We start from the raw sequence: 12,492 nt of genomic DNA on the forward strand, positions 1-12,492 counted from the left end.
GCTCACCGAGATGATCGCCATGGAGAAGACCCGGCTCAAGCAGACCGACGAGCCGCTGCTGCTCGCCAGCCATCGTGCCGCCATCGCGGGCCTCACCGAGCAATGCCGGCAGATCGAGGCGGAGCTGCGCGCCGCATCGCCGACGATGCCCGGTTGGCAACGAATTTCGGAATCCTGACCTCGATCCCGGGGATCGGCGAGCGCATTGCCACCATCCTGATGACCGATCTGTCCGAGATCGGCAGCATCGACCGCAGGGCCATTGCAAGCCTTGCAGGGCTGGCGCCGCATGTCAGCCAGTCCGGCAATGCGCCACCGCGGGCGATGATTGCCGGCGGTCGGCCCTGCGTTCGCGCCGCGCTGTACATGGCAGCTCTCGTTGCCTGCCGCCATCATCCGCAGATGAAACAGGCCTATCAGGCCCTGCGGTTGCAGGGAAAGCCTGCCAAGGTCGCACTCATCGCCGTTGCCCGAAAGCTCCTCATCACCGCCAACGCGCTCGTCAAAGCCAACAAACACTATGACGGAGAGACCCAGCCTCATTGACACACAAGACAGTCGCCGGGTTCGCGTGCGCGAAGATGCGCCCGCGCCCCGGAATGACGAGTTTGGGGCAACGCAGCAGGACAGCGCCGCGCCGAGCTACACCGCCGCCGCGTCCTCATGCCCGAAATAAGCCCGCTCCAGTCGCTGCGGCAGGTTCGCTTCCGACGTGGTCGCTTCCAGCACGATGCGCCCCTGCGACAGCGCATAGACGCGGTTGGCAGCAGCCAGCGCTTTCTCCACCAATTGCTCCACCAGCAGCACCGCAGTGCCTTGCTTCTGCAGTTGCGCGATCACCGTCAGCACGCGATCGACCAGCACCGGCGAGAGGCCCGCAGAAGGCTCGTCCAGCATCAGCAGCCGCGGGCGCCGCACGAGGCCCTGTGCCACCACCAGCATCTGTTGTTGTCCGCCCGAGAGTGACGCTCCGCGCTCATGGCGTTTCTGCGCGATCTCCGGAAAGAACGACAGCGCCTCGTCGACGCGCGCGTGGCGCTCGCCGCGCGGCAGGTCGTAGGCCGCGAGCAGCAGGTTTTCCGTCACGGTCTGCTGCGTGAACACACGGTGGCCCTCGATCACATGGACGAGCCCGGCACGCGCCGCCTCGCGCGGCGTGCCGTTGCTGATGTCGCGGCCGTCGAAGCGAACGCTCGCGGCATTGACCGGCAACAGGCCGGAGATCGCGCGCAGCAACGTGGATTTGCCGGCGCCGTTGGGGCCGAGCAAAGTGACCACTTCGCCGGCGGCGATATGCAGGTCGATGCCATGGAGCACGCGGATCTTGCCGTAGCCGGATTCCAGCGCGGTGACCCTGAGCAGCGGTTCAGCCTCCGAGGTAAGCACTGACAACCTCCTTGTGAACGCGGATTTCGGCCGGCGTGCCGGCGGCGAGGATCTTGCCGAGGTTCAACACAGTGACCTGATCGCAGATGTCGAAGATCAGGTCGGCGTGATGTTCCACCAGCAGCACGCCGGTGCCGCGGCGGCTGATCGCCTTGATCAGCGCGCCGAGCCGCGTGATCTCGTCGCTGGAGAGGCCTGCGGCAGGTTCGTCCAGCAGCAGGAAGTCCGGCTGCAACATTAGCGCGCGGGCGATCTCGATAAAACGCAATTCGCTGTGCTGCAGGCGATCGGCGCGGACATCCGCCAGCGCCTCCAGCCCGACGACGCCGAGCATGGCGCGCGCCTGTGCGGTGAGCTTGCGTTCGTCGCGATGATGCCGCGGCAGCGACAGCAGCGCCTCGGCAAATGTCGCTTCGCCCTCGATGGTGCCGCCGACCATCACATTCTCAAGCACCGAGGCTTCGCCGATCACGCGGGGCGTCTGGAAGGTGCGGGCGATGCCTTTGCCGGCGCGCAGTTCCGGCATGCCGGGCGGCAGCGCGTCATCGCCGAGCGTGATGGTGCCGCCCTTGGCGGCGTAATAGCCGGAGATCACATTCAGCGTCGTGGTCTTACCGGATCCGTTGGGCCCGATCAGGCCGTGGATCTGGCCGGGTTTCACGTCGAGATCGAGGCCGTCGATGGCACGGACATTGCCGAAGGTGAGGACGACTTCGCGCAGGGTGAGCGTCTTGGTAGTTGCCGTCTTGCGCAACACCTCGGAGAGTCCCGCGATGCGCGGCACGATGGCGCGGTTGCTGGCGAGCGGGCGGCGGCTCTTGAAGTCCAGCAGCGCCGCGATGCCGCCGGGCATCACCAGCACGATCAGCAACAGCAGCACCGCATAGAGGAAGGTCGACCACGCGGCCAGAGGTGCCGCGATCTCCGGCAGGATGGTGAGAATGATGGTGCCGAGCATCGGGCCCAAGATCGAGCCGCGGCCGCCGATCAGGATGGCGATGAAGAACAACACTGAGAGATCGAAGGTGAAGGCGTCCGGCGTGATGTAGGTCTGCAGGCTGGCGAACAGCCCGCCGGCAAAGGCCGCCATGGCGCCGGCGAGCAGGAAGATCGACACCAGCAGCTTCGGCTTGGAAATGCCGGTGGCTTCCGCGGCGACATCCGCGTCGCGGATCGCAATCAGCGCGCGGCCGAACCGGCTATAGGCGATATTGGCGCTGAGCCAGGTCGCCACCGCTGCAAAGCCGATGCACAGATAATAGAACCCCCATGGAGTATTGAACGGTGCCGAGAATTCCGGCCCGACGATGCCTATGCCGCCGCCGGTGACGCTCTGCCAGGCCAGTGCGATCTGCGTCACGATGGTGGCGAAGCCGAGCGTGGTCATGGCGAAATAGAAGGTACGCAGCCGCATCGCGGGCAGGCCGACAATGACGCCGAACACCGCGCCGACGCAGCTTGCTATGATCAGCGCGCCGTAGATCGGGACGGGCGGCAGCACATTGCCGGCTGCGAGCACGCTGGTCGTGTAGGCACCCAGCGTCAGCAGCGCCACATAGCCGATGGCGAGATGGCCGGCAAAGCCGACGACGAGATTGAGCCCGGCCACCAGCACCCAGTAGATCGCGGCACGCGTGCCGATCAGTGCCCAGTAATCATTGCTGACGAAAGGCAGGATCATCGCCAGCACGAACACGCCGAGAAACGGCAGCAGTGCCGGCAATACGGAGTGTCTGGTCGTGGTCTCGCGCGATGTCGGGATATCGGCGATTGCGGTCATCACACCCTCCGCGCCGTTGCAGAGCCGAACAGGCCCGAGGGCGCTGCCAGCAACACGATGATGAAGATCGCGAACACCGCGACCGACGAGAAGATGCCGCCGACCAGGAAATTCGCAGCCTGCTGGAACAGCCCGAGCGCCAGCCCGCCGATCAGCGCGCCGCGATTGTTGCCGAGGCCGCCAAGCGCCACCGGCACGAAGCCGTAGAAATTCAGCAGTGCGCCATTGGCGAAGAAGGCCAGCATCAGTTCGCCGCCGGCGAAGCCCGCCACGCCGCCGATCACGCCGGCGAGGGCATAGCTCGCCACGCGCAGGTTACGCTCGGGCAGGCCGAGCGCGCGCGCGGCGAAATTGTCCTCGGCAATCGCCATGAAGGCGTGGCCGACCAATGTGCGGCGATAGAGATATTCGAGGCCGAGTATGGTGAGGCCGCAGGCCACCACCGGCAGCCAGAATTTCTCGTCCCACACGCCGGTGCCGAGGCCGACGATACGCGGGAACGGCTGCGGCTCGGTACCCCATTTGATTGCGGTGACCTGCTGGATCATCAGCGCCAGCGCGAGTGTCGACAGCACGTAAAGATGCTGCTCGAGGCTTTTGAGCACCGGCCGCACCGCGACGAATTCGGTGATGACGCCGATGATGGCGCAGGCGATCAAAGTGAGGGCGAAGCCGACCAGCGTCGGCATCCCCATTTTGAGCATGAACAGCGAGCCGAACACCCCGCCGAGCATCGCGAGCTGTCCGGCGGTGAAGCTCATCACCCGCGAGGTCGAGAACATCGTATTGTAGGTGATTCCGACGAGCGCATAGATCGCGCCCGCCGCGAGGCCTGAAGCTATGATCGAGCCGAGCATGTGTGTCGTCCTCGCGCCGGCTTATGAGTAGCCGGGGGCGAGGGCGAAGGTGCCGTTCTTGGCGGAACGCGCTTCCGACATCACGATCTCGTCGGTCGGATAGCCGTTGTGCTGTGTGGGTGAAAACGAATAGTTGCCGAAATAGCCGGGATATTTGGTCAGCGAGTTCCAGTATTTGACGATGCCCTCGCTGTCGGTCGATCCGCTGGCCTCGACGGCCTTGGCGATCAGTTCGACCGCGTCGATACCGCCGGCGATCCACCACAGCAGCGTGTCGTTGAGCGGCACCTTGGCCTTGTTCAGGCGATCGACGAGATCCTGACTCTTCGGCGGCAGTTTTCCGGCTGAATCGTAACTGCAGCTCTTGTAGCCGATGGCGTAGACCTTCTCCCAGTTGGCGGGTTTCTCGACCAGGCCGGCGAGTTCGCCGGACGCCAGCGACGGATGGCCGACAAAGGGAACGTCCCAGTTCATCGACGCGCGGGTGTTGAACATGCGCGCTTCCATGCCGGTGGAAACGCTCCATACCACGATGACCTGCGCAGCGGCATTCTTGGCGCGCAGCATGTCCGGCGTCATGTCGGGCTGGGTCGCGTCGATATTGGCGCTGTAGACCACATCGGCGCCGTCTTTCTTGAAGGCCTCGACGGAGGCTTTCACGGCGGTGACGCCGTAGCCCGTGGTGTCGCCGATCACAGCGATCTTGCTGACTTTCAGTACTTTGAGACAATAGTTGCGCACCGCATCGTCCCACTGGCCGTTGGATGGCGCGATCCGAAACGCGGCGGGGAATTTCGCGGGGTCGATCAGCGTGTCGACGACGCAGGGATGCAGATCGGGCATCTTGGCGCGCGCCATCAGTGGCGTGGTGGCCAGTGCTTCGCCGGAATTCACCGGCCCCCAGATCGCATGGACCTTGGCCTGGCTGATCAGTTCCTGGGTGGCGTTGACAGCCTTGGTCGGATCGCCCTGCGTATCCCGCGTGATGATCTCGATCTTGCGGCCTTTGACGCCGCCAGCGGCATTGATGGCTTCCGTGGCAAATGTGACGCCGCGGTTGAAGCCGACGGTCGGCGCCGAACTCGGTCCGGTCATGGCCGCGAGCCAGCCGATCTTGATCGGTTCGGACGATTGCGCAATGGCGGGACGTGCGAGTGGAAAACTTGCTGCGCCGAGTGCGCCGGCGCCGCCCAACAGAATACCACGACGAGAAATGCTCATCTTGACTTCCTCCCTGTGTTTTCCCTTTGCGGTGCCTGTCATTGATGCAGGCATCCGTTTCGTCCGCCCGGTCACTGCCGGATTATGTATGTGTGTGATGTCGTTGGTTGGTCAGATACTCCGGATCGTCATGACATGCGTCGATGTCGCGCGGTGGCAGAGCGCGATGCGCAGATCCATCTCCATCGCCTCAGGCTGACCTGTCGCGGTGGCTTTGGCAATCGGCTTGTGATCTTTGACGATGGCAGGGGCGTTGCCAAGGGCCTGGCCGTTGCACGTCGCACGGTGCTGCTCTGCAGTCCTGCTTGTCTGTTGCAACGCAACGATATGTGGCCGTCGTCAGGTTGCGCTGAAGCCGCCATCTGCTGATAGCACATGGCCGACGATGTAGCCGGCATCGTCGGATGCGAGCCACACCACGGCTTCGGCGACTTCGTGCGGTTGGCCCATACGCCGGATCGGCAGGCCTGCTGCGACGGCCGACATGTCGGCGATCCCCGAGGCCAGCATCATGTCGGTGACGACGCGGCCCGGTGCCACTGCGTTGATGCGGATGCCGCGCGGCCCGCATTCCATCGCCGCCGAGCGCATCAGTGAGATCACCGCCGCTTTCGATGCGGAATACAGCGCAAGGCCGGGATTGGGATTGCGGATGCCGCTCACCGAAGCATTGATGACGATGCGGCCGCCGCCATTCAGTTCCATGGCCTGGATCTGATGCTTCAGGCCGAGAAACACCGAGCGGACATTGGCATCGAACACGGTGTCATAGACCGCGCTGGTCTGCTGCTCGACCGGCGCGCGCCGTTCCTGATAACCGGCATTGTTGAAGGCCACATCGAGCCGCCCAAAACGGGACATCACAGCCTGCACCAGGCTGGCGACCTCGGCCTCCTCGGTCACATCGGTGCGCACGAACAGCGTCTTGGTGCCGAACCGGCCGCAGTCGTCGGCGGCAGCCTGTCCCTCGGCCTCGCGACGGCCTGCGATCACCACCGCAGCTGCGCCTTCCTGCGCCATCAGCAGCGCAGCCGCCCGCCCGATGCCGGTGCCGCCGCCGGTCACGAGGCAGATGTGTCCGGCCATGCGGTCGCGGGGGCGGAACTGGGCAGCGCTGGTTGTCATAATCATTCCTTGCACGGATCGTGCTAACACGGTCGTTATTCGTCGCCAGCAATATAGTTGTATCATGCAACTATCGTCAAGGAGCCTGCGATTGTCTGATATTGACGCCGATTTGATTGATCACATCCGCGCCGCGTCGCGTCTGATGGTGCGCGAGCTCGGTTTCATGCAGGCAACGGTTGCAGCGACCGACTATCCGCCATCGGCGGTGCATACGCTGCTGGAGATCGGCGCGCGCGAGGCGATGACCGCGGTCGAATTATCCGCGTTTCTTGGGCTGGAGAAATCCAGCGTCAGCCGGATGATCCGCAAGCTGATCGACGCCGGCGAGCTGAAGGAAGCCGCCAGTGCCGGCGACGGCCGCGTCAAGCGGCTGCTGCTCACGGCCAAGGGGCGTCGCACCCGCGAGGCGATCGAGGCCTATGGGCAACGGCAGGTCACCAATGCCTTGCAGCGACTGGCTCCGGCCCAGCGTCAGAAGGTGGCCGAAGGTCTCGCACTTTATGCCGAGGCACTGGAAGCGCATCGGCTGGCAGATGCACAGACGCCGGACCGGACATTGGCCAGGCGGTCTTGAACCGCTACAGTCGAATCCGGCACACTCGACCGGCTTGACTGGTTCGCATCGTGCAAAAGTAAGTTGTGCCAAAGCAAAAAGAAACAGGGATGGAATTATGCCGGGCCACAAGAAGACCCCCGATCAACTCCGCAGCGCACGCTGGTTCGCGCCGGACGACCTGCGTGCCTTCGGCCATCGCTCGCGCGCGATGCAGCAGGGCTATGCGCCGGTGGAGTGGCAGGGGCGCCCGGTCATTGCGATCCTCAACACCTGGTCGGAAGCGCAGCCGTGCCACATGCATTTCAAGACCCGCGTCGATGACGTCAAACGCGGCATCCTGATGGCTGGCGGCTTCCCGATGGAGTTGCCGGCGCTTTCGCTGTCGGAGAGCTTTCTGAAGCCGACTACCATGCTCTATCGCAACATGCTGGCGATGGATGCCGAGGAATTGTTGCGCGGCCATCCCGTCGATGGCGTGGTGCTGATGGGCGGCTGCGACAAGACCACACCGGGGCTTCTGCTCGGCGCCACCAGCGCGGGCTATCCCGCGATCTATCTGCCCGCAGGCCCAATGCTGCGCGGTAACTGGAAGGGCAAGACGCTGGGCTCCGGCTCCGATGCCTGGAAATACTGGGACGAGCGCCGCGCCGGCAAAATCTCCGACAAGGAATGGGTCGAGGTCGAAGGCGGCATCGCCCGCAGCTACGGCACCTGCATGACCATGGGCACGGCGTCGACCATGACGGCGATCGCGGAATCCATCGGCATGACGCTGCCCGGTGCCTCGTCGATCCCCGCCGCGGACGCCGGCCACATCCGCATGGCCAGTGAATGCGGTCGCCGCATCGTGGAGATGGTGTGGGAAGATCTGACGCCGCAGAAGATCCAGACGCGCAAGGCCTTCGAGAACGCCATCACCGTGGCGATGGCGATGGGCTGTTCGACCAATGCGATCATCCATCTGATCGCGCAGGCGCGCCGCGCCGGGCAGGATATCGGCCTCGACGATTTCGAGATCGCCAGCCGCAAGGTGCCCGTGATCGCGAATGTGCGCCCGTCCGGCGACACCTATCTGATGGAGGACTTCTTCTATGCCGGCGGTCTGCCGGGACTGATGAGCCGCATCAAGGAACATCTGCATCTCGATGTGATGACGGTCACCGGCAAGACGCTCGGCGAGAACATCGCCGGCGCCGAAGTCTATAATGACGACGTCATCCGAACCGTCAAAGATCCCATCTACGCCGAGGGCGCGCTCGCGGTGCTGAAGGGCAACCTCGCGCCCGATGGCTGCGTCATCAAGCCGTCAGCCTGCGAGCCGCGCTTCCTCAAGCATACCGGCCCGGCGATGGTATTCGACGACTATCCCAGCATGAAGAAGGCGATCGATGACGAGAGCCTCGATGTCACGGCCGATCACGTACTGATCCTGCGCAATGCGGGTCCGCAGGGCGGGCCGGGCATGCCGGAATGGGGCATGCTGCCGATCCCGAAAAAGCTGGTGAAGCAGGGCGTACGCGACATGGTCCGCCTGTCGGATGCGCGCATGAGCGGCACCAGCTACGGCGCCTGCATCCTGCATGTTGCGCCGGAATCCTTCATCGGCGGTCCGCTGGCGCTGGTCGAGAATGGCGACATGATCACTCTCGATGTCGATGCGCGCACCATCAATCTCGACATCTCCGATGCGGAGATGGAGAAGCGCCGCGCCGCCTGGAAAGCCCCGGAGCGCAATTACGAACGCGGCTATGGCTGGATGTTCACCAAACATATCCAGCAGGCCAATGAAGGCTGCGACTTCGACTTCCTGCGCACCGACTTCGGCGCGCCGGTCAAAGAACCTGTGATTTATTGAGTGAGTGATCCCATGACCAAGCTCAGCGACGCGACCCGCGCCAAACTCAAGACCATCTCGACCGCCACGGTGGCCACCGCGCTCTACAAGCGCGGCTTCCGCAATCAGTGCATCCAGGATGTCCATCCGCTCGGCCCGGACCAGCCGACACTGGTGGGCGAGGCCTTCACGCTGCGCTACATGCCGGCGCGCGAGGATCTCAACAAGCTCGATGTGTTCAGGGACCGTTCGCATCCCCAGCGCAAGGCGGTCGAGGATTGCCCGCCCGGTGCCGTGCTCGTGATGGACAGCCGCAAGGATGCGCGTGCGGCCTCCGCCGGCGCGATCCTGATCAACCGACTGGCGCAGCGCGGCGTTGCCGGTGTGATCACCGATGGCGGCTTCCGCGATTCTGCGGAGATCGCCAAACTCCGCTTCCCCGCCTATCACCATCGTCCGAGCGCCCCGACCAACCTGACGCTGCATCAGGCCATCGAGATCAACGGCCCGATCGGCTGCGGCGATGCGCCGGTGTTTCCAGGTGATGTGATCCTTGGCGACAGCGACGGCGTCATCGTCATCCCTGCGCATCTTGCCGACGAGATCGCCAATGAAGCCTTCGAGATGACGGCCTTCGAGGATTTTGTCACCGAGCAGGTCCAGAAGGGGAAGGGCATCTTCGGGCTCTATCCGGCGACCGATGAGCAGACGCTGGTGGATTTCGCAGCGTGGCGGAAAGAGAAGGGGCGGTAGGGCGCGATCACGGCGTGCATCGCGTCAGGATGGAACCAGAGGCGGTTCTTGGCTTTGTCTTGGAGAGATGCGCCGGTGCGCATCATCCATCACTCAGCCGGAAAGAGACGCTATGCGCAGCCTCATCGTCGCGATCGGACTGTCGCTGCTGGCGCAGGGCGCAGCCCTCGCCAAGGATTCCGACAAGCCGTCCAGGGCTTTCAATGCCGAGACGATCAACGCCGCCAATTTCACCGGCAAGCTGCCGCCCGACGAGAAGCTCAGCCCGCTGGCGGTGAAGCTACAGGTGCTGCTCGACCGCGCGCATTTCTCGCCGGGCGAGATCGACGGGATGTTTGGCGACAATGTGGAGAAGGCACTGCTGGCTTTCGCGGAAGCCAACAGCCTGCCGTCCGGCAAGGCGCTGACGCCGGAGATCTGGGCGAAGCTGCAGGCGGGATCATCGGACCCGGTCATGACCGACTATGTGCTGACCGAGAAGGACGTGAAGGGCCCATTCCTCGACAAGCTTCCGGTCAAGATGGAAGAGATGAAATCGCTGAAGAAGCTGGACTACACCAGCGCCCGCGAAGCCCTCGCCGAACGCTTCCATATGAGCCAGGATCTGCTCGAGACGCTCAATCCCAAAGCGAAGTTCGACAAGGCTGGCGACACCATCACCATCGTCAAGCTCTCGGATCGCAAGCCCGACAGGGTCAGCCGCCTTGAGGTCGACAAGGTCCGGCAGACCGTGAAGGCCTTCGCCAAGGACGGCGCGTTGCTCGCCTTCTATCCTGCCAGCGTCGGCAGCGAGGAGAAGCCGACGCCATCGGGTGCACTGAAAGTGACGTCGGTTCACACCAACCCGGTCTATCGTTACGATCCGAAATACAAGTTCAAGGGCGTGGAATCGTCGAAGCCCTTCACCATCAATGGCGGCCCCAACAATCCCGTCGGTGCCATGTGGATCGGCCTGTCGGAGAAGAGTTATGGCATCCACGGCACGTCGGATCCCTCCCGCGTCAGCAAGAGCGATTCCCATGGCTGCGTGCGTCTCACCAACTGGGACGTGGAACGCCTCGGTGCGTCCGTGAAGAAGGGCGTGGAGGTCAGTTTCGTCGACGGCAAGCAGGCGGCGAAGTAGTGCGCGCGGTATTGCGCGTCCTCCTCGTCATTCCGGGGCGTGGGCGGCGCCAGCCGCGCGCGAACCCGGAATCCCGGAGTGTTTTCCGCTGAACATGCTGGGATTCCGGGTTCGCGATACGCCGCCTTCGGCGTCTCCTGCGCCCCGGAATGACAGTGTGGGGGACCCGAACATTTTTTCCTATCTCCCGTTGACAACATCCCCGTCTGGTTTATATTCCCATTCGTCCTGCCCCACCGAGAGGGGCGATCGCGATCGTCACGTTCGCGGGGTGGGATGCGGTGGACGCCGGAGATGCGGCGTTACGCGGTTTGGGGGTGACGTCTGTCTTCGGGCAGGACGGATCTGCGCCAGCACTGCCACTGGCAAGGAGACGGCCGAGTTTGGGATGGAAAGACTCTCTGGACAGTGTGACGGACGACCAAGTCAAAACGTGTCCGGCCTATTCGCTTGAGGCTCCCTTCCCATCGCCTTGGGACTTTAATTCGCGATCGGAGCGTTCGTCGAGGCAAAGTGCAAGCAACCGAAAAAAACACCGCAGGCGGAACGCTGGGCAATCGCTCGTGCTTCCGAAAGTCCTGATGGATTATCCTTGCGGAAGACCGCATTCGCATCAGGCCCAAGGGTGCAACGGGCACCTGGCGTTCCGCACGCCCTCTCACAGGGGGCGGGAATGCAACAGACGACGGCGCCCCCGCGCCGCAAACAATGGGGGTGATGACGCATGTCTGAAGAGCAGTGGCTGTTTGAAATTCACATCCGACGATCTGTGCGTGCTGTTATCCGCGATACGCCCGCACCCGCTTCACCATCTGCTCCACATGGGCGATTGGCGTTTCCGGCTGGATGCCGTGGCCGAGATTGAAGATGAAGCGTCCGCTGGCATAATTCGCCAGTACGTCATCGACTGCGCGATCGAGCGCAGCGCCGCCGGCGATCAGCACCAGCGGATCGAGATTGCCCTGCACGGCGACGTGGCTCTGCACTCGCTCGCGCACGAAGGACGGCTCGGCGGCCCAGTCGATACTCACGGCATCGACACCGGTGGCGCCGACATAACTTGGCAACAGGGCGCCCGCGCCGCGGGGGAAGCCGATGATCTTTACATTCGGAACCTTCGCGCGCACGCCAGCGATGATGCGCTTGGTCGGCTCCACCGACCAGCGCTGGAATTCCGCCGCAGGCAGTATGCCGGCCCAGGTATCGAAGATCTGCAGCACATCGGCGCCGGCCTTCAACTGATGGAGCAGATAGGTGATCGAGTTCTCGACGATGGTGTCGATGATTTTTGCGAAGGCCTCCGGATGCCGATAGGCCATCATCCGCGCCGGCGCCTGATCCGGCGTGCCCTTGCCGGCGACCATGTAAGTCGCAACGGTCCATGGCGCGCCGCAGAAACCGATGAGCGTAATCTTCGGATCGAGCTGCGCGCGCACGCGGCGCAGCGCTTCGAACACCGGTTCGAGCTTGGTGAAGTCTGCCTCGGGCGAGAGTGTCTCGACCTTTTCCGGCGTGTCCAATGGATCGAGCCGCGGACCTTCGCCGACTTCGAAGCGGACCGAGCGGCGGAGCGCATAGGGGATCACCAGAATATCCGAGAAGATGATCGCGGCATCGAAGCCGAAACGCCGGATTGGCTGTAGCGTCACTTCGGTGGCGAAATCCGGATTGAAGCACAGATCGAGGAAACCACCGGCCTGCGCGCGGACCTCGCGATATTCGGGCAGATAGCGTCCGGCCTGTCGCATCATCCAGAGCGGCGGCACCGCCTGGCGCTGGCCGGCGAGGACATCGAGGAACGGCTTGCGGGGCGCGGACTGGGTCAAATGCTTGGGTTCCGGAAACTGGTGCCGA

General features: G+C 63.8%; 10 protein-coding genes and 1 pseudogene. 5 read left to right on the top strand and 6 right to left on the bottom strand.

Features of this window, described 5'->3' with window-relative positions:
* Positions 1-546, top strand: a pseudogene (locus A4A58_RS17600) (transposase); the annotation flags it as partial.
* Between the two features lie 96 nt (positions 547-642).
* Here A4A58_RS17600 and A4A58_RS17605 read toward each other — a convergent pair.
* The 5 genes from A4A58_RS17605 to A4A58_RS17630 form a co-directional block, all read right to left on the bottom strand.
* A complete protein-coding gene (locus A4A58_RS17605) occupies positions 643-1,386 on the bottom strand; it encodes an ABC transporter ATP-binding protein (RefSeq protein WP_158005701.1) in 744 nt (247 codons plus the stop codon).
* Positions 1,367-3,166 (bottom strand): branched-chain amino acid ABC transporter ATP-binding protein/permease, encoded by a 1,800-nt coding sequence (locus A4A58_RS17610; protein ID WP_068734439.1) that lies wholly within the window; start codon positions 3,164-3,166, stop codon positions 1,367-1,369. The genes A4A58_RS17605 and A4A58_RS17610 overlap by 20 nt, the downstream gene beginning before the upstream one ends.
* Positions 3,166-4,023: a branched-chain amino acid ABC transporter permease gene (locus A4A58_RS17615; protein ID WP_068734444.1), complete on the bottom strand. Its 858-nt coding sequence runs from the start codon at positions 4,021-4,023 to the stop codon at positions 3,166-3,168. Before A4A58_RS17615 ends, A4A58_RS17610 begins: the two co-directional genes overlap by 1 nt.
* Positions 4,024-4,044: 21 nt before the next feature.
* Entirely contained in the window at positions 4,045-5,244 is a 1,200-nt protein-coding gene (locus A4A58_RS17620; RefSeq protein WP_068735308.1) for an ABC transporter substrate-binding protein, read from the bottom strand.
* Between the two features lie 339 nt (positions 5,245-5,583).
* Positions 5,584-6,369, bottom strand: a complete 786-nt coding sequence (locus A4A58_RS17630) for an SDR family NAD(P)-dependent oxidoreductase (RefSeq protein ID WP_244499795.1) — start codon at positions 6,367-6,369, stop codon at positions 5,584-5,586.
* A 91-nt stretch (positions 6,370-6,460) separates the two neighbouring features.
* Here A4A58_RS17630 and A4A58_RS17635 point away from each other — a divergent pair, with 91 nt between their 5' ends.
* From A4A58_RS17635 to A4A58_RS17650, 4 genes are all read left to right on the top strand, one after another.
* Entirely contained in the window at positions 6,461-6,946 is a 486-nt protein-coding gene (locus tag A4A58_RS17635) for a MarR family winged helix-turn-helix transcriptional regulator (RefSeq protein ID WP_433993633.1), read from the top strand.
* Positions 6,947-7,043: 97 nt separating this feature from the next.
* Complete coding sequence (gene araD / locus A4A58_RS17640; RefSeq protein ID WP_068734448.1) at positions 7,044-8,783, top strand: L-arabinonate dehydratase; 1,740 nt, start codon at positions 7,044-7,046, stop codon at positions 8,781-8,783.
* Positions 8,784-8,795: 12 nt separating this feature from the next.
* Positions 8,796-9,515, top strand: a complete 720-nt coding sequence (locus tag A4A58_RS17645; RefSeq protein WP_068734450.1) for a ribonuclease activity regulator RraA — start codon at positions 8,796-8,798, stop codon at positions 9,513-9,515.
* A gap of 112 nt (positions 9,516-9,627) precedes the next feature.
* A complete protein-coding gene (locus A4A58_RS17650; protein WP_068734451.1) occupies positions 9,628-10,638 on the top strand; it encodes a L,D-transpeptidase family protein in 1,011 nt (336 codons plus the stop codon).
* Between the two features lie 779 nt (positions 10,639-11,417).
* Here A4A58_RS17650 and hemE read toward each other — a convergent pair.
* Positions 11,418-12,464 (bottom strand): uroporphyrinogen decarboxylase, encoded by a 1,047-nt coding sequence (hemE, locus tag A4A58_RS17655; protein WP_068735310.1) that lies wholly within the window; start codon positions 12,462-12,464, stop codon positions 11,418-11,420.
* Between the last annotated feature and the right edge of the window lie 28 nt (positions 12,465-12,492).

Source organism: Tardiphaga robiniae (assembly GCF_001618955.1).
Taxonomy (GTDB): domain Bacteria; phylum Pseudomonadota; class Alphaproteobacteria; order Rhizobiales; family Xanthobacteraceae; genus Tardiphaga; species Tardiphaga robiniae_A.

Bases quoted from the DNA above. Each gene is read 5' to 3' on its own strand.
- A4A58_RS17610 (WP_068734439.1), bottom strand. From the start codon at position 3,166: ATGACCGCAATCGCCGATATCCCGACATCGCGCGAGACCACGACCAGA.
- A4A58_RS17615 (WP_068734444.1), bottom strand. From the start codon at position 4,023: ATGCTCGGCTCGATCATAGCTTCAGGCCTCGCGGCGGGCGCGATCTAT.
- A4A58_RS17620 (WP_068735308.1), bottom strand. From the start codon at position 5,244: ATGAGCATTTCTCGTCGTGGTATTCTGTTGGGCGGCGCCGGCGCACTC.
- A4A58_RS17630 (WP_244499795.1), bottom strand. From the start codon at position 6,369: ATGACAACCAGCGCTGCCCAGTTCCGCCCCCGCGACCGCATGGCCGGA.
- araD (WP_068734448.1), top strand. From the start codon at position 7,044: ATGCCGGGCCACAAGAAGACCCCCGATCAACTCCGCAGCGCACGCTGG.
- A4A58_RS17645 (WP_068734450.1), top strand. From the start codon at position 8,796: ATGACCAAGCTCAGCGACGCGACCCGCGCCAAACTCAAGACCATCTCG.
- A4A58_RS17650 (WP_068734451.1), top strand. From the start codon at position 9,628: ATGCGCAGCCTCATCGTCGCGATCGGACTGTCGCTGCTGGCGCAGGGC.